The sequence below is a fragment of the Flagellimonas flava genome, assembly GCF_050617915.1.
In the GTDB taxonomy this organism is placed as follows: domain Bacteria; phylum Bacteroidota; class Bacteroidia; order Flavobacteriales; family Flavobacteriaceae; genus Flagellimonas; species Flagellimonas flava_A.
In genome coordinates this window covers 348,709-370,015 of sequence record NZ_JBODQE010000004.1, presented here as the reverse complement: position 1 = coordinate 370,015, position 21,307 = coordinate 348,709, and the positions used below count along the sequence as shown (strand labels likewise).

Below are 21,307 nucleotides of genomic sequence, written 5' to 3'. Positions count from 1 at the left end.
GTTAAGGTTTGAAAAATCACTTTGCGGGTAATTACCTAATTATAGAACAAACAGGCATGGCAAGTTTATTCTTACTACATCGTATCTACCGCAAAAGTTGACGCGTTTACCAGTATCAAATAGAACTCTTTTAAAAAAGGGCAGTTTTACAAGACAACTATACCAAAATCGTATCTACTTTATCTAATAGTCTCATTTTTGGTCTTTTTTAATAGTACCGTTAATTAACCTTTTATGGAACCAATTTCTAATCCTATTGATAAGGAATACTTGGTCTGGGCAAGAATTTGAAATGACTTATAATCAGTATACTTCTTGCTTCCACTTATATGGTCATATGATCATATGATGATGTGACGAAATGGTCAATGCTATATAGCACTATAGCATTATTTATAGCGATAATGTTTTCAATATTCAATTGATTAATCATTACTATGTGTATATAAAGCATTGTACATGGCGATGTAGTGTCGAACATTTCGGAAAGTCCTTTTTTAGATAGCCCGACTGTTCGTCCTGAACCTTTAAAACCTAATAGTTCTTTTCTCCCTCACCACAACTTTACTTAACCCTTGTTTCAAAGAAAGCCAAAAGCAACGTTTAGGATTTTTGTGGTTAGGGGAAAAAGATGGCTAGGGGAAGCTTTTTGAAAATATTGGGCTGCCATTGAAAAATTCTTCTTTCCCTAACAAAGAGTTTTCTGCGGAAGTTCTCAAAAAACCAATTTTTTGAGAACCCCCTCAAAACAGGGGGATACCGATGGAAAAGCTAATAAGCTTTTCCATCCCTATCCTAAAATTCCTATACAAATTATTTTTGAATATTTCTATGAGTGCCGTACATCAATTCATGTACGACACTCATGGAAAATGTCGTTTAATGCTGCTAGGTTTGTTCAATAAAGTAAATCATAAATCACTGAATCATGAAACGAATATTTATCATGGATGACAATGGAATAAGAGAATACGTTCCCGCTGATTCTCTCCAAAAGAACATCCCGCCACCAGCAGAAAATCCCATAGAGGAAATAGAAGTCGAAGACCAGTTATTGACAATAGCCGATCTCGTTAAAAAATTTAGGGTAACCCGACCTACGATTTACGCTTGGATTGAAAAAGGATTTCTAAAAAAGATACCACTTGGCGGCAGGGTGCTTTTTCATCCAGATGACATCAATGCCCTTATCGAAAAAATGAGGGAGGCATCTTCCTAACTATTAAATGGGAAAATCAAAATGTACAGTTCAATTAAAATAGTAATCGGAGTTCGTGAAGCAAGCCATGTTTTTGCATGCAAAAACTGCTCACTCTGTTCGCATGGCTTGTTGGGGATTCTCCCCAAACCCCTAGAATATGGCAAGACCTAAAAAGAACATACAGGACTTAAAAGCGATTCGGCTTAATGTGAGGGTGACCGTAAAGGATTATCTGATAATAGCTGACAATGCCGATACCTTGGGAATTACGATTACCGATTTTATTCGGATGAAAGTAACGGGAAAGGTATTGCCCAGAAAAAGAATATCACCTGAGGATAGAAAGCTTTTCATCGAATTAGGCCGTATCGGAAACAACATCAACCAATTGACCAAAAAGGTGCATTTGGGAATGTGCAATGCCCCTTTATTGATAGAAAAGTTGTCCGAAGTGAGAGACACATTGGATGCCATAAAAGCAAATATTGTAAACCGTGATAGCAAAGCAGATTAAGGGAAAGGACTTCTACGGCGTGCTGGCCTATAACGAAAGAAAGGTTGAACAGGGAATGGGATATGTATTGGACACCAACATTTCATACGGAGAAACCGTTGACATGACCCAAGAGTTCAATATAGTCAGACAGCTTCGGCCAAGATTGGGAAGGGCGGTATATCACGTCTCGTTGAACCTACCCTATGAGGATAAATTAAGTGACAAAAAGTTTGTGTCCCTTGGAAACGATTATCTAAAAGGGATGGGGTTCGATGACAACCAATACATCATGTATCGACATAGCGATCAGGAACATGAGCATATCCATATCATTGCCAACAGGGTAAAGTTTTCGGGTGAACTGGCAAGCGATAGCAAAGATTATGAACGAAGTGAACGACTAGTCAGGAAACTGGAATTAAAGTATGGACTTTCGCAGTTGGAGGATGTCCAATTAACAAGAAAAGCATCGATTACCCATCAAGAAATACAAAAGGCTTTTCGAACAGGGGAAGCTCCCATTAAATTGATGCTTCAGCATCATCTCGAAAACGCCATCTTAAATTCCAGGAATACAACAGAACTCATTAGGGAATTGGGCAAAAATAAGATACACCCCAAGTTTAACATTGGCAAAAGTACGGGTAGGGTAACAGGAATATCCTTCAGATACGATGATGTTATTTACAAGGGAAGCACCTTAGGCCGAAAATATTCATGGAACAATATAATCAAACGCGTCAATTATGAACAAGACAGAGACCATACAATTATTCTCAAAACTAATAGCGCAGAACGAGGAGTTGATAAACCTCTTGGGGAAAATTCAAACTCAGCAACATCAGGTGAAAGAAAAACAATACCTATTTCACGAGGGCATATCAAAATTGCTGAGCAACCAAAATCTTATCTGGAAAAAGCTAAATCAGTTGGATTGATTCCTAGTAAGACTGATGATAGTCCATGGAATGCTTTTACGCTGGAGCTTGATGATAATAAGCGATTCAAAAAGAAGAAGCAAAAAAGAAAAGGCCCGAGATTTTAATAAACACTTGCGTTGTTTGGGGCTAGATGTCGATGGGACTGGAACTTTTCTTCAAAACACCCTTTACACAAGGCCTGCCAAAGGGCCTTTTTTTGGCGCACCTCGCGGCTCACCTTTTGTAAAATTCTTACTTCCTTGTAATTTAATAGTTCTTTTGTCATTAATTAAAATGTGACCGATAGGTTTTCTAGTCTTACCTTTTTCGTTGGAAACTAATTTTTTTAATAGTATTTTTCTGAATCAAATATGGTTTATAAATGAGTGATTCAAATAATCAATTAGCTTTAAAAGATACTAGTAGTAAATCAAATGAAGATGTTAAAAACAAAAAGGGAGAAACTACATCTGAAAAAGTTCGTAACACGCTTACAGAAGAATTGATTTTTGGAATTTGTGCACCTATCGGTTCAAAGAAGGAAGTTGTTATTAAGAAATTGACAGAACTTCTTAAGGAAGAATATAAATACAAGGAGGTAAAAGAAATAAAAATTAGTGAGTATATAGACAAATATGGCCCCAAGGGGAGTGAAAGTCATAAATTTAAAACAGAAGGTTATACAACTTTGATAAATAAAATTAAAGGAGGGAATAGTTTAAGAGAAGAATTTACTCCAGAAGTACTTGCTGAATTTGCCATTAAGGACATTAGAGTCGATAGGGAAGAAGATTTGCCAAATACAAGTGAAAGTGAAGTAGCGGCTTCACATGAATTCAAGTCAAGAAGAGTTTGCTATATCATCGATTCAATTAAAAATTTAAATGAACTAAAGTTGTTAAGAGCAGTTTACAGCTCTAGTTTTTATTCCTTCAGTATTTTATCTCCGTTACAAGAAAGAAAAGATAATTTATTAGCCAGAAGAAAACTAGCTCAGGAGGAAGTTGATGAGCTGGTTAGGATAGATGAATTCGAAAATAAAAATGAGGGGCAAAATGTAAGAGATACCTTCGTTGAAGGAGATTTTATTGTTAGAGTTTCGGAATCCAACTTGAGCAACCTTGAAGAAAAACTAAAAAGATACTTACATCTTATTTTCGATAGTTCAGTTGTGACACCTTTACCTAATGAGATTGCCATGTATGAGGCTAAATCGTCTGCTGGAAATTCGGCTTGTTTATCAAGACAAGTTGGAGCTACTATAACAAATAATATAGGTGAAATCATATCAAGAGGGTGGAATGATGTCCCAAAATTTGGGGGTAATCTTTATAAGTCAGAAGATTTAAAAGATGATTTTAGATGTTTTAAACTTGGTTATTGTAGTAATGATAGAACCAAAAATTCAATAGCAAAAGAGATAACAAATCTATTGCTAAAGAATGAAGATTTAGAGAAGAAAATTGGTGTTGACGAAAATGAGACCATAGCTAATTCAATTGAAAAAATCATACGGAAATCTTCTAAAATCAAAGATTTGATAGAGTTTTCTAGGTCCGTTCACGCTGAAATGCATGCAATTATTATTGGTAGCCAGTTGGCCGGTGATAAAATGGTTGGAGGTAAACTTTATTGCACTACTTACCCTTGTCATAACTGTGCAAGACATATTATTGCTGCTGGGATAAAGGAAATATATTATATCGAACCTTACGTAAAAAGTTTATGTACGGAATTGCATTCCGATGCTATAACTGAAGATGAAGACGCGAAAAATAAAGTAAAAATTTTAGTATATGATGGTGTAGCTCCACGTAGATTTCTTGAGTTCTTTAGTATGAAGAATGAAAGAAAAAATGATAAAGGTGATTTGATAATTGAAAAAAATACTAATTTTACTCCGAAGTCACAGATAAGTTTACAAGCTGTACCAACCCTAGAGGATCAAGCTATTCTATCTTTACAAGAAAAGGGATTAATAAATGGCAACTAATTCCAAAAAAAACACTCAAAAGATTAAATTAGAAAATAAATCTAATCAAATAAGAATAGAATTCCCTGAAAATGTTATTGAAACTAATAACGTTGAAAAAGGGAGAGTAATTAGTTTAACTAATCATAAAAGAAATTTAATTATCTCCAAAATAATTCAAAACTCCCACTCTTTCTAAGACACCAGTTATTCTTTTCTTTCAAGTCTAAAAATCTCGGAGAATCTTGAGTTTTGGTATTTCCTTTTCAATGAATCGATCCCTGAATTCAGTCAAATTTAAATTCACAATTCGTGCCAGTTCGTCCTCAGAATACTCCAACTCTGTTAAATGAAGTTTGACTATTTGATTAAGCAAATAAGGTTTTTCCTCGGGAAGTGGAATTGGTTCACTTTTCGACATTCCTCTTCTTGAAAAGTTAATTTGGAAATTTCTATATTCTTGTGAGGTTAGCATACCTAAATCTTTTGCTCTTCGAACTAAGGATCTCATTGAAACTTTCCAATACCTTTTCAAATCTCCAAGCTTATTAAAATTCAAATTTCTTAGCGAATTTTTAATTTCGCTTTCGGGCATTAAAAATTCTGAGGCAAACCTATCAGCTTCTTCCTCGACTTTTTCAGAGTCAGATGGAATATCAAAATGCATTATCATATGTCCTAATTCATGAGCTAAAGAATAGCGTTGTCTATCATTAGGCATTCTCTCATTTAAGAATATTATGTGTGCTCCCCTATCACTAATAGTTGAGAGTCCGTCTGTTTTTTCATTGAATAAGTCAGTCTTCACAATTAGAATACCATTCCTTTCGAGGATATTTGTGAGATTTCCTATGGGTCCGTTTGGAATCTTTAATAAATATCTCGCCTTACGTGCTATTTCTTCTGGAAAATCATCCGAAGGGTCAAAAGTTGGAATATTGAAATCAGGTAATTCTACAGAGTCCATTAAAGAATCTATATTGTTCCTAAAAACTTTAATCGTAGATTCCATCTTCGCCATTACCTTTTTAGAAATAGTTATACGTTTTCTATAATAATAATGGCTTACTGGAGAACTTGGAGTTTGTTGATAAAAAAATAATTCAGGATAGTTCAGCTGATTTGCTAGCTCTACTAGGATAGAATCATTAATCGATTGTTCACCCTTTTCTGCTTTGGAAAGTTTTCCCTGAGAGATGTTCAATCTTTTGGATAATTCTGATTGTGATAGTCCTCGTGACTCCCTTGCAAGAACTAACATTCTAGGGTTGATATCATTCAACATACACTATAAAGATTTTTTCCTTTCTTTCTTGGCATCTTCCTTAATAGTTATTGGTGGGATTACTTCCATTGGCTCAATAATCCTAGTAGTAGGACTCTCAACAAGATTAGTTACGTCGTATATATATGTTATGTTCTTAGGTGTTGAGTAATAACGAAATTCCACCTTTTTAATCTCGCTCCAGAAATCATCTACTTCGTAGGTCAAAAATATGACGTGTTTATCTAGCTCTTGATACTTAATTTGGTCATCTTGATTTGTTTTTACATTAGAAACGGGTGCTTTCTTAAACATTATAACATATTTCTTATCGAGAATGGCAAGACTTCTCCGTGTGTTAGATAAAGATTCTACGAATTCAAAATTAGCACTAGAGCAATTCCTTTTAATAATATGAGAAATTGCATTATTAAGCATATTGGACTTACTAGTTTTGTCATAAAAGGGTTTATTATCCTTGGAGAAAAGCTCAAAAGCCTCAAAAACGCTAGAAGTTATACTTCTGAAGAATTCTGGGTTATTTGGGTTTTCAAAATCGGCTGAGTCAAAGGACTCTTTCGTGGGGAAAAGTTGTAATTGTTCGAGAAACATTTTTAGAAATTAAGCGTCCAACGCAACAAACATATAAAAATTATTCCATTTTAAGTACAAAGTAATAATTTTTTTATTCCAATATTCTAGAAACTACACCATGTATAGGCTTCATCATTCTTTTCCTTATAAAGTATTCCTATACAAAGTTGAACATTTTTGGGTCTGTTGGGTCTAAAAGCAACTTTATCAGCAAGCTTAAAAAATGATTGCGATTTACCACAAATTTTGAAGTGTTCAGCAAACGTATTTTCTGTGTTTGGATAATCTAACAGCTATTATACGATTTCAATGAAACTATCCGTAGAAAAATCATGATGTTCATTCATATGAACATACCCCAATTGATTGCTCAACATGGTAGTGCTTCCTAACTTTAAGCCATTACCAACATTTCTATGCACATGGCCATAAATCCAATAATCGATATTGGACCTGGTAATAAAATCGGTTTGGTCTACAACAAAGGCATTGTTGATAGCACTGTCCTTAAACTCAGGAGAATTACAACGCGGTGTCGGCAAATGATGGGTGACCACAATTATTTTGCCTTCATGGTCATTTATACTTGTTGAGATAAAATCAAACGCCTCGGTGTGAATTCGATTGAAATCTTCAATCGTTAGAATTTTATCACCTATCCGTATTTTATGGAAGTCATTGACGTAAGCAGATACCGAAGCGATGTTTTCAGGAAAAACGTGGCTCCAAAGTGTAGAAAAGAGAAACCTAATGTCGCTTATTTCCATTGCTTGGTTGTTTAGAAGGAACACATTTGGTTGCAATTCCCATTGAAAAGGCTTTTGATGTAAAGACAAATCAAATCCACCATAGTACTCATGATTGCCTGGTATTACATAGGCCTGTTCGTAATGATCGGACACCCATTTAAAGAAATCAAGGTGTTCAAAATCAGATCCGAGATAATGGGTGTCCCCAGCAATAATTAGAATTTCCCCCGATGGGATTAAAGGATGTTTTGTCAACCACTTTCGATTTTGGGGAAACTCCAAATGTAAATCGGAACAGTATTGTATTTTCACTTTCGGCTTTTTTTCTTGAACAGAAAAGTAAGGAGATAACTTCGTTTTATTCTATTTTACTAGAGCTCCTTTTTTTGAAAAAAAGTTATTGTAAAATGCTGCCAAGAAGTAAAAAAGGGTCAAAAATGCAGCACGCTTGCGGCACGCTAGTTAACTTTTCTTTAACGTTAACATTTTTATAACATTGAATTATAAATAGTTATAAATAAAAAAGCCTCGAAAAATCGAGGCTTATGCGGTCTGGACGGGACTCGAACTTTTCTTTAAAACGCCCTATATACAAGGCCTGCCAAGGGGTCGTTTTTTGGGCTCACCGCGTGGCTCACCTTTTAACAAAGTTTAACACTTGTATAACTTTCATTGATGAAATTCGAAATGGAATCAATCATTATTTCGTGCTTGGCAGCTGTATAATAGCAATGATTTACAAATGGGCTTACTTATGCGTATTGATAAATTCGATCAGTTTTTGTGCAAAGAGATCGGGCTCCGTATACATAGGGCTATGTGCAGATCTTTCAAAAATGAAGATCTCTTTGTCATCCGATCCCAAATTATCGAAAGCCTCCTGTGCGTATAAGGTTGGCACAACAATATCGTAAGTACCCCAGAGCACCAAAGACGGGATGGTAATTTCAGAAAGGCGGTTGGTGAACGAGACATTTTCGTTCAATCCCTTCTCATCCAATATGCGTCCAATTTGATTCTTGTTCCAATTAACCGTAAGAGGTTTCTCCGAGGGGGTATCGTTGCCAAAATCAGCAACAGCTTCGTTAATCACATCGTCAGCCGCTAGAACTTGGGCCACCCCATTGGCAGCACGATTGAGGCTGTAGTAGTTTTGCAAACTATAAGGCCCAATAGTATTGGCCAACGTACGAAGACGTTCCCAATACGCGATACTATTTCCCAATGCTATTTGCTCATCGGCCATTTCTGGGAGTGCAATCTGATAATTGTCATAAAGGCCTTTAGGATCATGTGCACCATTAACATCGACCCACCCCAGAAAGTCGTTCTGGTCTTTCAACAAGGTGGCCGGTCCCAAAGCACCTCCCCAGCTATGGCCCATTAGAAACAATTTGGAATCTTCCCCATATTTGGCCTTTATTACTTTTGCCAACGCCAACACGTCTTCAGCCATAAGATCGATACTTACCTCTTTTTCCGAATAACTTCCTTGGGAGCTCCCAGATCCCCGTTGATCGAAATACACAACAGCATTGTTCTTCTCAACTTCTGTTCGGATGGTATTCACGCGATACTCCAATCCAGTTCCTCCTGGACCCCCGTGCAAGATGATCAAGAATACTTTTTCTGAGGCATTGCCAAATATTCGTGCTGGCATATCGGCATTTTTATGCCGTACAAAAATGGTTTCACGCAATGCTGTTAAATCTTCGCTTTCCTTGGAACAAGAAAGCACCCCAAGGGTTAGTATTGTTAAAATCAGCACTGCTGATTTCCTTTTTATTTTATAATTCATTAGTTCTTCTTTTTAAAATTAAATCGATGTCCGTATTGTACCGAAAATGTGGGTAAAATCCCTGCATTATAAGATAGTATGGAAGTATAGTTGAAGTTGAGGTACCAGCCCGCCAGTTTGTTTTTCTTGCGTGACCTTCCCAAACCAAAACCAATGGAAGGCGCATAGTAGCTTCTCCCAGGAAATGGCACCCTAGAAACCGCATCTCCTTCCACTTCGAAGGTTTCCGATAAGAACGAACGGGAATAGCCCAAGGGGTTCAACTCCACATGCAGTTGCCAACGTTTTGCGCTAGTTCGCCTATAGACAAGCCCATAATAGGTATGTAGGGCATTATCTGTACGATTGTTAAAATTGGTGGAATAGCCCAAGCTTCCATTAATCAATAGTTGGTGCGTAGTGGTTTTCGGACCTCGTTGCTTTGATTTGGTCCGTTGTTTTTCCAACCAAAGGTATTCCGCGCCAAACTGCAGCCCGTTATCTGAAAAAACGTCGCCATAATAGCCAGCTTTGAATGCTGTTTTATCTAAAAATGAGGCTCCTTCTCCTTTTTTTTGGGCATGGAGCTTTGCCATTACTATCAGTAGTAAAAGAATGATATATCTATTCATCTGTTAAAAAACTTTAGGTTGGGATTTATTGCCGAGCTTCAAGATCAAAGGTTGTTTCCAATCCAACTAAGAAAAAGCCTTCCAAAGTCTCGGTATGATCGCCGGGGCCTTCAAAAAGGTTGGTGTTTTTACTTTCTAAAAAAGCCACTTCCGCCTCGCTTAATCGCCCAACGGCTTCATCCATCGCGCCATATACGTAGGTAACACTGGACAGGTCCGTTATTGGGGCAAAAAGCTCCGTGTACCTATTTCTTGAATAGCCTGCACTTATTCTATTCAAGTTTCTTTCCTTCACGTCCGGATCGGGTTCTGGAGCCACTTTGGGTGTGAGCCCATTTTCAAAACATGCTTCCCGTCCCTCGGCGGCCGCTTCCCAAACAAGCTGGTCCATATCCAATCTTCCGGTAATGATCAGGTATTTGTCCGCACTATCAATACCATTTTTTGCAATCATTTCTTGGGTAATGAAAGCCCCAAACGAAAGCCCAAACAGGTACACTGTTCTTCCCTGTCCTTTAAAATAGGACATCACTTCATCCAACATCGCTATACTCTCATCATTAAGATCAACCGCCTGCTCTAAGGAGAGGTCCGTGCCTTTTACTACTGTGGAATCCAAGGTCTGTGCTTGGTGTACGGTAACCGTTAGCATATCGGTCGTGTCAAAAGATTCAAACACGGTGTCTACGATATCGGTGCCAAATTCTGTACTAGGACCTCCAGGCACGGTGATAAGCACAGTAGGAGCTTGTTCCTCCCCCTGGAAATAAATCAAATTCTTTATCTCCTCTGAAATATCCGTGATACCATTGGTAGTCGGTTCCACCGGTACTGGGGCCCCATTGTCGTCATTGGAACAGGAAGCTGTTATAATGGCCAAGGCCACTATGAGGGCTATATTGGTTACGAAATAAAAACGATACTGATTTGTCATTTTAAAGTTTACTTTTATCATTGAAATATTAATTATAAAATCGATGTAAAAGTATTCCGCCCAAAATTGTAAAACCTTGATTTTGAAGCTTAAGAAGTCCGGAAACAGCAGCTTAAAACGAATCAGGACCTTTTGGGAAGTTTTCTATAAGCACCAGGGGACATGGCCAAATTGGACTTGAAAACCGTATAGAAAGCACTCTTGGATTTAAAGCCCGCTTCCATGCCCACAGCCTCTACGGAATATTTGTCAAAACGGGAATCGTGCAATAGGTCCTTAGCGGTTTCTACGCGGTAGTCATTTACGAATTGGATAACGCTTTTATTGATGTTCTGATTGATGATCATAGACAAATTCCCTTCACTTATCCCCAAGCGTGCTGCAATTTCCCAGCGGCTTAACAAGGGATTTTTATACAGCTCCTCTTCCTCCATGACCCGGTACAATTCGGAAATCAATTCATCCGTTTTCTCGTTGTTGATTTTTTTTGCTGGAAGATTTGTCCTCGAACCTGTATTCTTTTGTATACCCAGCAAGGCATGCAACTCCTCTTTTTGGGTGATGAGCTGTAAGCGGAATATCCCGTAGTACAGTACCCACCATAGGAACATGGAAAGTGATGATTGCAGTAGGTAGGCGCTGTAAAAACTTTGGTACAGAAAAAATTCCACCCGGGTTAAGACCCAAATTCCAATGGTGATGTATATGTAACGATTCAAACGTAGCAACCAACGCTTTTTATCTTCGGAAATGGTATCGGCCTGCTGCACCAAACGTTTTCCCCAAAGGATCATTAGGATATTAAATCCTATGGATGCAAAATCCTTAATGAAATATAGGAGTACATCCAATTCAGAACCATAATGGTCAAACAGGAAGAGATACAATTCCAAGGAAACTGATATTACAAATGGGAGGTAAATAAGTTTAAACCAAACGTGTTGGATCAGTTGATGCTTTATCTGAATTAGAAAATAGCTGAACAAGCTTGCTGCGAAAAGAAAGTCCAGCCTAAAATTGATGATCAGTTGAAAAACGACGGTTTCCAAAATAGCATTGGGCCATTCAAAAAATGTTAGGCTTGCAATGATAAAGAGGGAAAGTGCCAGATAATTGTTGGCCCTGTTTTTATAAAACGTGGTTGTAATTAGTGCAATACTGATAAAATAGCCAATCACAACACTTGCGATCATGACGAAGTCCAAAATTGTTTTCTGCATGCTGGGGGTTATTTTCAGAATTCCTTCTTTTTAAAGACAAGCCAATTTTTCATTAGTTGCATAAATGCGAGAGAAACGCCAATGGTAAGTAAAAATAATCCGGTTCCAATAACGCCAAAACCTGTTTTAAATCACAATCTGTATATATCTGTAATGGCAAATATTCAAAGTGCTATCATTTATCACCCTATTGTATTGATCTTTCAAACTTCAAGGGATCCATTTCACGTGTATCGACAAATGAAGCAAGATATATGGGAAGAACTCTTTGCGGTTGGGAAGATTGAGCCAAATCAAATAAACATTCAACTCATATTTTTATTATTTTTGAGCCGAATAATTTTTCTAATCGGCTCATGAAATACAATTGGCAACAAAAAGATTGGCCCAATTTTCAATATCAGATGACCAATATTGAGGATATGCTCTTTGATTTTGCGCAACGAACTGGTCGTATTAGTGGAGTATTGGAAGGGCTTTCCGAAACTGAGCAAACCGAGGCAATGATAAACCTCATGGTTTCTGAGGCTATAAAGACCTCTGAAATCGAAGGAGAATATTTGAGCCGAAACGATGTGATGTCATCCATCCGCAGAAATATTGGGCTTAACCCAGAATTGCCCTTGACCAAAGACAAAAGAGCTGAGGGCGTTGCGGAATTGATGCTTGCAGTTCGAAATGAATTCTCAAAACCTTTATCTATTAATACCTTGTTTAAATGGCATACGATGCTAATGAAGGGGAATACCCAAATCCAAATAGGCCGATGGCGCACCCATGAAGAACCTATGCAGATAATTTCAGGTGCAATTGGGAGAGAAGAGGTACATTTTGAAGCTCCTCCTTCAAAAAGGGTTTCTGTTGAAATGGATGGCTTTATAGAATGGTTTAATACCTCACAAGGCGATATCAAGAAGCCTATTTTAAGAGCTGCTATTGCCCATCTCTACTTTGAAACCATACACCCTTTTGAAGATGGAAATGGTAGAATTGGCCGAGCTGTAGCGGAAAAAGCACTTTCACAAAGTATAGGTCGTCCAGTGCTGTTTAGTCTGTCTAAATCCATTGAGCGTAGTAAGAACAAATATTATGATGCTTTAAAAGCCGCTCAGCGTTCTAACGAGATCACCAATTGGATAAACTACTTTGTCCAAACAATTCTTGATGCCCAAATAGATGCAGAGCAAGAAATCGAGTTTACTTTAAAGAAAACGAAATTCTTTGACCAACATAAAGACTCACTGAATGACCGTCAACAAAAAGTAGTTAAAAGAATGTTGGACGAAGGTCATCTAGGTTTTGAGGGTGGAATGAACGCTCGAAAATATGTTTCACTGGCGAAAACCTCCAAAGCAACAGCCACTAGGGATTTACAAGATTTGGTTGCAAAAGGTATTTTCAAACCTACTGGCGGGGGTAGGAGTACGAGATATGAAATAAATCTATAGTCCAAATGAAATCAGGATTTCGTTTAATTCAAGATGTGTCATTGTCATGACAATCTTGTTTTGCTCCCGATGGTTGCAAAAGAAAATACAATTTAAATTAAAAAAAGCGAGCGAACGTAGTGAAGTGCTGCAAGCCCCAAAGCTTACCTTAAAACTTAGTGCAGGATCCTGTTTCGATGGCATCGCGTTTCTGGTAGATCAGCGATTTTATGACATCGAAATAGGGCACTCCTACTTATTGGTTTGTCTTTTTTTACTAAAAAATGAACTGATTTTCAGCAAGTTATTGAGTTTTTTACTAAAAAATTAGATTTTTGAAGAAAGAAGTGAAATCTAAAGCACTCATAAACAAATAGTTGAAAATAATAACCTGCGCAAGCAGGTTATCCTCTTGCTTCTCCGAACCTATTGCAAAGCAATACTAAAAAGAAGTTTATTATTATTCTAAGAAGAAGGTCGGTTGCGACCTATTGAATTTTTGATTCACGCTTACCTATCTGGACGCTACAAAATTTCAACAGGAACCGCTCGCAAAAGTTAGGGGTAAGTATTTGGGACAATTTTAGTTTTCAATGCTGCCTTTGTCTTTTGGGTTGGAATTTTCAACAGGTTTTATCTTTTCTTTTAATCGGTCCATTTCCTCGGCTATTTTGCTATCCAGAACTTTCGCGTAAATCTGAGTTGTCTTTAAAGAACGATGTCCTAACATTTTACTGACTGTGGAAATCGACACCCCATTTGACAATGTCACCGTAGTTGCAAATGTATGCCGGGCTAAATGCGTAGTAAGGTTTTTATTGATTCCGCAGACATCCGCAATCTCCTTTAGATAGGCATTGGATTTCTGATTGGTCAATACTGGTAAAACGCCTTTTCCGTCCAAAACGTAATGATGGTTGCGATACTTAAGAATAATTTCTTCAGCTGGAGCTAATAATGGTATACTACTGATAGCTTTGGTCTTTTTTCTTGGCATTTTAATCCATCTATCCCCATTGACTCCAATTATGATATGCTCCTCTTTTAATTGTTGCACATCTGCATAGGCCAGGCCTGTGTAACAGCAGAAAACAAAAATATCCCTAACCAAGTCCAGTCTAGGCAAAAATGACTTCTTATCACGTAACGCATCCAATTCGGCTTGGGTCAGATATTGCTTTTCCTTTGTTTTCCAACTGGCTTTCCAATGAAAGAAGGGGTCTTTGGTTATCCATTGATTCGCATAAGCAATTCGAATTATCTTTTTAAAGTTCACTACATACTTAATTGCAGTATTGTTTTCGCAATTCCGTTGTGACTTTAAAAAGAATTCCAATCCTGTAATAAACTTATGGTCAACTCTACGCACAGGAATATCATTTCTATGGTAGTTTTGCTGTATGTAGGCCGATACGTGCTTATAGGCTGCTTTATAGCGTTGTAACGTACCTTTGGTGAAACCTTTCCCTAATAGACTTTCGATTTCATCATTATGTTCCTGAAAGATTTCTAGAAGCATATGCTCTTTACCTTCTTTCCCCAGATAAATATTCTTTATGATAGTAGCAGAAATATCCTCTCGTTCTTTTAGCAACGAATCGTAAATGTCGAAAAGCCTGTTCTTGACATTGTCTAGAAAGCGATTGAAATTAGAGACTTCAGTAGTAGTTCCCCTTAGTTTTCCTCCTCTTGAATCCCATCTTTGTTCATGAATACGGCGACCTAGACTGAATTCGCTACGCTTGCCATTAATAGTCACGCGAGCATAAATCATTGATTTTCCTTCGTTATCGGTTTCCCTTTTCTTAGGGTAAAATAAGACGTTTATTTTTCCATACATAGGTGACACTTTTAAATGCTCACCAGAAGGTACGAAAAACAAATGTTAAAATTTCTTTGTAAAGTTTTCTTTAACAGTGAATTACATCGATTCTGGTGAGCATTTTTTGAGGGATAAAAAAGGCACCGAATTAGTCACCTTTTATATGATATTATATGGTGACTTTTGATATTATATAAAATTAAAAAGCCCGTAAATCATTGATTTACAGGCTTTTTGGATAATTTTGAACAATTTCTAGCGGTCTGGACGGGACTCGAACCCGCGACCCCCTGCGTGACAGTCGCAAAATATTGATTTTCAAATGGTTGCATTTGATTTCTTTTGTTTTGAAAATCAGTATTTTATGATTTTTCGCTTTTCTTTTAGCTTCCTTGGAACTACATTTAAGTATCCATTTGTTGTACCTATGTTGTACCCAAAACCAAAAAAGTATGTCTTCAATCAAAGTCGTTTTAAGAAAAAAAGCATTGGCCAATGGCTCATTTCCCATCTTTTTAAGGGTAACCAAAAACCGTAGAACCAAATATTACCGCACTCCTTTGAATACCAATTTGGAAGAGTGGAACGAAGATACAGGTTCTTTCAATGGAAAAAATGCGAACTATATCCAAAAGAATAGAGTCCTTCTGAAAATAAAAGACAGAGCCTTAAAAACCTATTATGACCTGGAGCTTGAAAAAGAAGATTTTACTCTTGATGATTTCGATAAACACTTTCGGGTAGATACCAATCCAGCTTCTCAAGATGTTTTCCGGTTTTGGGACGAGATTATACAGGAAATGCGTGACGCTGGCAGAATGGGTAACGCCAAGCTTTATCACGATGCTTCCAACTCAATCAAACGATTCATTGGTTTTAAAAGTCTTCGTTTTTCTGAGATTGATGCTACTTTTTTAAACAAGTATGATGCCTTTTTGCGTTCTCGGGGAGGTACGGATGGCGGAATAGGTGTAAAAATGCGAACAATCCGTGCTATGTACAATAAAGCCTTAGAACGGAATATCTTCAAAGTAGAAAAGCATCCCTTCCATGTTTATAAAATATCAAGACTAAAAGGGAAAGGCATCAAGAGAGCCTTGAATTTGGAACAGATTAATAAGATTCACAATCTTGATTTAACCAAGTATCCACATCTGGTCGATCATAGAAATTATTTCATGTTCAGTTTTTACTCAAGGGGCATGAACTTCGCGGATATGATTGAACTGAAATGGAGCGACATTCATGGAGAGCGAATTAGATATATCCGTAATAAAACAAAACGCCCGTTTTCTGTAAAAATTAATCCCCCATTGAGAGCCATTTTAGATTATTATCGAGAATACTCCCTAGGGACCAAGTATATTTTTCCAATTCTCTTATACAACGATTTGACTCCTTTGCAGTTAGACCACCGGAAAAAGAAAACCCTTGCCCAATATAACAAAGGTCTAAAAGAAATTGCTAAACTCTGCGGTATCAATCAAGCTTTAAGTTCCTATGTGGCCAGGCACAGTTATGCTAATTGCCTTAAACAAAAAGGTGTGGCTACAGACATTATCGGGGAATCACTTGGGCATGCAGATATAAAGATTACCCAAGTCTACCTAAAGGAATTGGGCAATGAAATTGTGGATGATGCTGTAGAAGTGCTTCTTAATTAGAACTGAAATTTCATTGTGCCGAAAAAGGTTGGATAAACGACACCTCTGTAAAAGCTATGATTATGCTCAAACAGCCATTCAATCTATATCTTGGCGTAAAACTATTTTGTATAATCACCCTTGGCGTAAGAGGCCAGAATTCCACTGTTGGGAGATTTACAGTTATTGGGAAAATCAAAAAAATAGATACACTTGGGCAGGCCATTATCAAAGGTAATCCGCACCGAACCTGCACTACTGCCACTAAAACCTTTGTATGAGTAATTTGCAATCAATTCACTTGGCACCCCTTTAGAATTGGCATATTTTTTAATATTTGATATGCTACCAGAAATATATCGATTGAAGGCCCAAGTCTTTGCTTGGTCTGATACCAGATCATCAATCAATTTATCAAAGTTTTGCTCCCCTGAAGGCCCTCCGGATTTTTTCATTTCAGCATACTTGCTGGGTTCCTTCATGCGAATGGAAGGCTTGCCCAAGGCGAACAATCTTAGATTTTCTTCAAAACGGCGGATTGCTGCTCCACTGCAAGGATTGAGACCAAAAATCTGCGCCATATCGTTTTTAAGGCCCTTGGCCTTGTGTACCATATCAATGGAATTGCCCATGGCGTTTGGGTCGGTAATCATGTTGATTGTTGTACGAAGCGCTTCGGCACTTTGAAGCCGCTCTACGGCCAGTTTGGCACTGTAAAGCTCGGGACGCGCATAAAGGCCCGTGCCTACCGTTCTCCACTGCACACAGATTCTGCTGGTCTCGATTCCATACCCGTTCGTCGTTACCTCTTCCATGGCACACACATCTTCCATGATTTCTACTTTGTCATCGGGTAATACATCTGGGCACTGACTGCCAAATGCCCTAAGGTACTGTTCAAAAATCATCGAGAATTGTAGTTCTTCCCTCGTCATTTCAATATTCTCAAAATGGCCCCTAAAGATGTAATCAAAGAATTCTGCATAGTACAGCCCCTCAGTATTCAACTCCAGAGTTTGGTCGTTCATATCTGCTGAAACTTTTTCAACATCCTGAACTGAAGAAGTCAATGAGAATATCATCAAACCTCCAAAAAGAACACTTTTAATACCCATATTAATATTATGTTTTGTCACCTTCTATATACTCAATTTTCTTTATAGGTCAGTTGTCGCATATCCAAACTTCCAATTTTTTTCGTCAGTTGCACGTCTTCATAGATTTCTACCATAGGCTCAACGAAATGATAACTGAACGTGGGGAAGAATAGAAGTCTATTGGCCTCGTCCAATCCTTTGAACACAATGCTCACTTTGGAGACGGCCTGAATTTTTTTCTCTTTGTTGTTCAGTAATGTCTCTGCCTCTCCCGGTTCAATCTTAAAAAGCACTTTTCCGTCGATATACTCGACCTGATTGGTCTTGTTGAGCATTTGCTGGCCGTATCCGTTTTCCGGGACAAACTCTTGGAAATAACCATCACCTGTGTTATTGTAATCCAAATGGAAGTTATTCCGCATTTTATGGGGCAGTGATACCCAAAAACCATTTTTGTCAAAATCATAAGTACTCAAATCCCTTAGATGGTGTACCAGATATACGGTTTGATGGCCATCTTTGAAGAAATCACGGCTCCACGCAAGAATGTCATCCAAATACGTTTCAACAAATTCTACATACTTTTCATTTTCGGTGAAATCATCGGCCCTTTGACCGCCCCATTTCCTTGCAAAACCGCAACGGCCCGAATCGGATGGATTATCGCAGAAATACTTCAATTTTGTTTCGTTCGTGCCCATCCAAAAAGCAAAATCAAGCAGTAATTCTTGTGCTTTTCTCGATTTTACTTCTTCCTCAAGCAGATTCCGATTTTCCAAGGTAAGGGCGGTTTTATCCATCGATTTGAACAAGTCTCCCAAAAGATTGATTTTTGCCAATTTCAGAAAGCCAAGGTAACCGATTTTCAATTTTTCCCGCTTTTCGTTCATTGCCTTGGCCAATTCGGGTTGGGATGCCACGATTTTATGTGATTTTTCATAGTAGTCACAAGATCCAAACCTGGGCAGGCCTTTGAATTGCTGTATCACAACGTCTTTGAATGCGGGATTTGGAGATTTATAGATTAAGATATCCGAATCGTCGAGTACCGTCTGCGTAGTTTTCGTTTCTTGATTTTTTTTGTTCGATACTGTTTCGTTCTTGCTGGGTGAGGGTTTTTCCACTTTCCCTTTTTGACCCGTACTTTTCTCTTTTGACAGTAGTTCATCGGCCCTGTTCAACGCTTTTTCCTCGGCCTGTTTTTTCAGCTTTTTGAAGAACTGTCCGTGCACCTCCATAGGGTTTATCCAATACACGAAAATGGAAGCGATGATCACAAAATTTCTTTTTACCATGGGTTTATTGTTTTGATTGGAGGTTTTCGATGTCGATTTCCCCTAGTTTCTCTGTCAATGCCTCATTCTTACTGTAGATTTCAATGATTGGATCTACCAGTTCAAAGTCAAATTGAACTTGGGTATGGTTTACCACTTTTGGAAATACCTTCACCTTGAACACACAATTTAAGGGCACCCTTTCTTGAAGATTGAATTCTTTTGCTTTTTGGGGGTCTATGGAAAAAAAGAATTGTTGATGGCTATTTTTGATTTTCTTTTCATTTTCAGAGTAGGCCAAAAAATTTGATGGATGTAGCATAAAGCCACTTGACCGAATCAGACCCGTAAGCCAAAAACCCTTGTTCTTGAAATCGTATTTACCGTTGATGTTGGTGGTGTTGACGAGATAGGCCACCTGCTCACCGTTTCCAAAAAAGGTATCGGCCCAAGATTGTAGGGTTCTTAAATATTTTTCTGAAAAACCCTTATAGCTTCTTTGTTGCTGAAATTCGTTGTTTCGACTACCGCCCCAATGTGAAGGAACTTTTCTTATTTTATACGAATCGGAGAATTCACACGGAATTTGTCTCGAGGACTGGTATTTGCTCTTTGTGTTTGTATTGGACGCATTTGCTGTCTCATCACAGAAATAGGTTTTCAGCACTTCTTCGGAACAGACCTGCCCGGCAAGATTCTTCAAATGGCTTTGTGCAAAATAGGAATTCCCTTGCCTTTGATCGCCCGAACTTTTTTCTTCATAGGAAGTCAACTTTGCAAGGTTCATATCATCGTAGGTTTCCCTTAAAAATTTGAGCTCCACCAATTTCTTGTATCCTTCATTGTTTACTGGTGTCGTTACCCCGAGCCTGTAATGAAGGTCGCCATATCTTGGCAGTCCCTTGTGAGATTGTATGATGATGTCAACAAAATCTGCCGAGGGAGCCTTATAGGTGATCACATCGGTGTCGCTTGACTGTGCAACTTCTTCGGCAGGTTTCTTTGGAGCAATGGAGGTATTCTCTTGCTGCCCGTTTATATGAACGGTTTCGTTTTCTTTTTTGGGCTTTTCCGTGTGATTGTATTTGAACATCCCATCGATTTCTTTGTCGGCTTTTTCAGCAATTCGGTTTTCAACACTTTGCTTCAGCTTTTTGAAAAATTGGGCCTGTATGTTTTGAAAAACGCCTATAAAAAAGAAGCTCGCAAATAGCAGATTCGTAAATTTTCTCTTCTCCATCTTATCTTGTTTTTATGGTCACACTGTCTAAGTCAAGCTCGCCGACCTTCTTCGTTAGGCCGTCATCCACATATAATGAAATTGTCGGGCTGACCAAGGTGAAAAGCGTTTTTAACTGGTTCATTCGATAGTTCTCGATACCATCTAGGGCCACATTTACCTCAAAGACAAGATAAAGAGCTTCATATTTTTCTGAGAATGCCTCCGCTTTTTCGGGGGTAAGTCCAAAAAGCAGTTGCGAGCCATTGGGGTGTTTCAGTTTCCGCTCTGATGTACTCTTTGGCTGAAAATCGTTCCATTGCAGGAGATATCCTTGGTTGTAAAACTGGTTGGTATCCAACCAATAGCCAGCATCTTTAAAATCGTAGGTGCCCAATCGGGCCTTGCCCACATAGTAACCGTCAATTTCGTTATCAGGATGTAGGGAATTGCCCCATTCTTGCATTTTTGGAAAAAATTCATCGGCGGCCGTTTTGAAGGCCCGCAGTTGTTGGAATTCTGTGGCTCCCTTGCCACCCCATGGAATGATATCATTATAGGCTCTATAATAGCCATCATCTCTAAATCGGGCCGGGCAATCTTCTTGTTTTTCATTACAGAACAATCGGCTTTGTTCCTTTTTGGTAAGCAGCACATTGACGAGTACGAGCAACTGTTCTTGGGCAGTGAGCGATTTCAGTTCTTTGTCATACATATTGTTTTTGCGCTCGGTGAACAATTGTTTGTCCATCGCGTCAAAAATTTCTTGCTGATACCTAATCTTCAACAGCTGCCTGAATGCGTATTGGCTCATCAGGTTATGACTTGACCTTTTGCTTATCTCTTCGTAGTCGTTGTCATTTGGCTTAAAATATGTGCCATCAGACTTTACGTAATGTTGATCTTGTTCCCCAAAGCGGAGTTTGCCTTTGTGGGTTTGTAATGCTAGCGGAACAAAAGATGCATTCGGAGGGTCATATATAATGGTAGTTACATTGTTTGATATATCTTGACCGTTCAGAATCACGAAAAAAAATGAGAATAGTACCGCTGTAATCTTGGTCAT

General features: G+C 38.2%; 18 protein-coding genes. 6 read left to right on the top strand and 12 right to left on the bottom strand.

The window, feature by feature from the left end; all coding sequences use genetic code 11:
- The first annotated feature begins 928 nt into the window (after window positions 1–928).
- From ACRHOZ_RS12920 to ACRHOZ_RS12905, 4 genes are all read left to right on the top strand, one after another.
- On the top strand, window positions 929–1,219 hold the full coding sequence (locus ACRHOZ_RS12920) for a helix-turn-helix domain-containing protein (RefSeq protein ID WP_431126272.1): 291 nt from the start codon (window positions 929–931) through the stop codon (window positions 1,217–1,219).
- Window positions 1,220–1,358: 139 nt separating this feature from the next.
- The gene (locus tag ACRHOZ_RS12915; RefSeq protein ID WP_431126270.1) at window positions 1,359–1,715 is read left to right on the top strand and encodes a plasmid mobilization protein; all 357 of its coding nucleotides are present in this window, start codon (window positions 1,359–1,361) and stop codon (window positions 1,713–1,715) included.
- Window positions 1,696–2,742, top strand: a complete 1,047-nt coding sequence (locus ACRHOZ_RS12910) for a relaxase/mobilization nuclease domain-containing protein (RefSeq protein ID WP_431126268.1) — start codon at window positions 1,696–1,698, stop codon at window positions 2,740–2,742. The genes ACRHOZ_RS12915 and ACRHOZ_RS12910 overlap by 20 nt, the downstream gene beginning before the upstream one ends.
- A gap of 257 nt (window positions 2,743–2,999) precedes the next feature.
- Window positions 3,000–4,610: an anti-phage dCTP deaminase gene (locus tag ACRHOZ_RS12905; protein ID WP_431126266.1), complete on the top strand. Its 1,611-nt coding sequence runs from the start codon at window positions 3,000–3,002 to the stop codon at window positions 4,608–4,610.
- 205 nt (window positions 4,611–4,815) lie between these two features.
- Here the strand turns inward: ACRHOZ_RS12905 and ACRHOZ_RS12900 are convergent, their stop codons facing one another.
- The 7 genes from ACRHOZ_RS12900 to ACRHOZ_RS12870 form a co-directional block, all read right to left on the bottom strand.
- Window positions 4,816–5,874 (bottom strand): XRE family transcriptional regulator, encoded by a 1,059-nt coding sequence (locus tag ACRHOZ_RS12900; RefSeq protein ID WP_431126264.1) that lies wholly within the window; start codon window positions 5,872–5,874, stop codon window positions 4,816–4,818.
- 3 nt (window positions 5,875–5,877) lie between these two features.
- Window positions 5,878–6,465, bottom strand: a complete 588-nt coding sequence (locus tag ACRHOZ_RS12895) for a hypothetical protein (RefSeq protein ID WP_431126262.1) — start codon at window positions 6,463–6,465, stop codon at window positions 5,878–5,880.
- Window positions 6,466–6,743: 278 nt separating this feature from the next.
- A complete protein-coding gene (locus ACRHOZ_RS12890) occupies window positions 6,744–7,508 on the bottom strand; it encodes a metallophosphoesterase (RefSeq protein ID WP_431126260.1) in 765 nt (254 codons plus the stop codon).
- A gap of 436 nt (window positions 7,509–7,944) precedes the next feature.
- Entirely contained in the window at window positions 7,945–8,994 is a 1,050-nt protein-coding gene (locus tag ACRHOZ_RS12885) for an alpha/beta fold hydrolase (protein ID WP_431126258.1), read from the bottom strand.
- Window positions 8,994–9,605: a hypothetical protein gene (locus ACRHOZ_RS12880; protein ID WP_431126256.1), complete on the bottom strand. Its 612-nt coding sequence runs from the start codon at window positions 9,603–9,605 to the stop codon at window positions 8,994–8,996. Before ACRHOZ_RS12880 ends, ACRHOZ_RS12885 begins: the two co-directional genes overlap by 1 nt.
- 25 nt (window positions 9,606–9,630) lie before the next feature.
- A complete protein-coding gene (locus tag ACRHOZ_RS12875) occupies window positions 9,631–10,539 on the bottom strand; it encodes a hypothetical protein (protein WP_431126254.1) in 909 nt (302 codons plus the stop codon).
- 122 nt (window positions 10,540–10,661) lie between these two features.
- On the bottom strand, window positions 10,662–11,759 hold the full coding sequence (locus ACRHOZ_RS12870; protein WP_431126252.1) for a helix-turn-helix domain-containing protein: 1,098 nt from the start codon (window positions 11,757–11,759) through the stop codon (window positions 10,662–10,664).
- 356 nt (window positions 11,760–12,115) lie between these two features.
- On the opposite strand from ACRHOZ_RS12870, the gene ACRHOZ_RS12865 reads away from it, so the two are divergent.
- Complete coding sequence (locus ACRHOZ_RS12865; RefSeq protein WP_431126250.1) at window positions 12,116–13,207, top strand: Fic family protein; 1,092 nt, start codon at window positions 12,116–12,118, stop codon at window positions 13,205–13,207.
- A gap of 562 nt (window positions 13,208–13,769) precedes the next feature.
- Here ACRHOZ_RS12865 and ACRHOZ_RS12860 read toward each other — a convergent pair.
- Window positions 13,770–15,026, bottom strand: coding sequence for a site-specific integrase (locus ACRHOZ_RS12860; protein WP_431126248.1), 1,257 nt, complete (start codon window positions 15,024–15,026; stop codon window positions 13,770–13,772).
- Between the two features lie 434 nt (window positions 15,027–15,460).
- Between ACRHOZ_RS12860 and ACRHOZ_RS12855 the strand changes: the two genes are divergently transcribed.
- Window positions 15,461–16,672, top strand: a complete 1,212-nt coding sequence (locus ACRHOZ_RS12855; protein ID WP_431126246.1) for a site-specific integrase — start codon at window positions 15,461–15,463, stop codon at window positions 16,670–16,672.
- Between the two features lie 101 nt (window positions 16,673–16,773).
- Here the strand turns inward: ACRHOZ_RS12855 and ACRHOZ_RS12850 are convergent, their stop codons facing one another.
- From ACRHOZ_RS12850 to ACRHOZ_RS12835, 4 genes are read right to left on the bottom strand one after another with little or no spacing between them, the layout of a single operon-like run.
- Entirely contained in the window at window positions 16,774–17,766 is a 993-nt protein-coding gene (locus ACRHOZ_RS12850) for a hypothetical protein (protein ID WP_431126244.1), read from the bottom strand.
- A 32-nt stretch (window positions 17,767–17,798) separates the two neighbouring features.
- Window positions 17,799–19,043: a hypothetical protein gene (locus ACRHOZ_RS12845; RefSeq protein ID WP_431126242.1), complete on the bottom strand. Its 1,245-nt coding sequence runs from the start codon at window positions 19,041–19,043 to the stop codon at window positions 17,799–17,801.
- Window positions 19,044–19,047: 4 nt separating this feature from the next.
- Complete coding sequence (locus ACRHOZ_RS12840) at window positions 19,048–20,262, bottom strand: hypothetical protein (RefSeq protein ID WP_431126241.1); 1,215 nt, start codon at window positions 20,260–20,262, stop codon at window positions 19,048–19,050.
- A gap of 1 nt (window position 20,263) precedes the next feature.
- The gene (locus ACRHOZ_RS12835) at window positions 20,264–21,307 is read right to left on the bottom strand and encodes a hypothetical protein (protein WP_431126239.1); all 1,044 of its coding nucleotides are present in this window, start codon (window positions 21,305–21,307) and stop codon (window positions 20,264–20,266) included.

Bases quoted from the DNA above. Each gene is read 5' to 3' on its own strand.
- ACRHOZ_RS12920 (WP_431126272.1), top strand. From the start codon at position 929: ATGAAACGAATATTTATCATGGATGACAATGGAATAAGAGAATACGTT.
- ACRHOZ_RS12915 (WP_431126270.1), top strand. From the start codon at position 1,359: ATGGCAAGACCTAAAAAGAACATACAGGACTTAAAAGCGATTCGGCTT.
- ACRHOZ_RS12905 (WP_431126266.1), top strand. From the start codon at position 3,000: ATGAGTGATTCAAATAATCAATTAGCTTTAAAAGATACTAGTAGTAAA.
- ACRHOZ_RS12900 (WP_431126264.1), bottom strand. From the start codon at position 5,874: ATGTTGAATGATATCAACCCTAGAATGTTAGTTCTTGCAAGGGAGTCA.
- ACRHOZ_RS12895 (WP_431126262.1), bottom strand. From the start codon at position 6,465: ATGTTTCTCGAACAATTACAACTTTTCCCCACGAAAGAGTCCTTTGAC.
- ACRHOZ_RS12885 (WP_431126258.1), bottom strand. From the start codon at position 8,994: ATGAATTATAAAATAAAAAGGAAATCAGCAGTGCTGATTTTAACAATA.
- ACRHOZ_RS12880 (WP_431126256.1), bottom strand. From the start codon at position 9,605: ATGAATAGATATATCATTCTTTTACTACTGATAGTAATGGCAAAGCTC.
- ACRHOZ_RS12875 (WP_431126254.1), bottom strand. From the start codon at position 10,539: ATGACAAATCAGTATCGTTTTTATTTCGTAACCAATATAGCCCTCATA.
- ACRHOZ_RS12870 (WP_431126252.1), bottom strand. From the start codon at position 11,759: ATGCAGAAAACAATTTTGGACTTCGTCATGATCGCAAGTGTTGTGATT.
- ACRHOZ_RS12865 (WP_431126250.1), top strand. From the start codon at position 12,116: ATGAAATACAATTGGCAACAAAAAGATTGGCCCAATTTTCAATATCAG.
- ACRHOZ_RS12860 (WP_431126248.1), bottom strand. From the start codon at position 15,026: ATGTATGGAAAAATAAACGTCTTATTTTACCCTAAGAAAAGGGAAACC.
- ACRHOZ_RS12855 (WP_431126246.1), top strand. From the start codon at position 15,461: ATGTCTTCAATCAAAGTCGTTTTAAGAAAAAAAGCATTGGCCAATGGC.
- ACRHOZ_RS12850 (WP_431126244.1), bottom strand. From the start codon at position 17,766: ATGGGTATTAAAAGTGTTCTTTTTGGAGGTTTGATGATATTCTCATTG.
- ACRHOZ_RS12845 (WP_431126242.1), bottom strand. From the start codon at position 19,043: ATGGTAAAAAGAAATTTTGTGATCATCGCTTCCATTTTCGTGTATTGG.
- ACRHOZ_RS12840 (WP_431126241.1), bottom strand. From the start codon at position 20,262: ATGGAGAAGAGAAAATTTACGAATCTGCTATTTGCGAGCTTCTTTTTT.
- ACRHOZ_RS12835 (WP_431126239.1), bottom strand. From the start codon at position 21,307: ATGACCAAGATTACAGCGGTACTATTCTCATTTTTTTTCGTGATTCTG.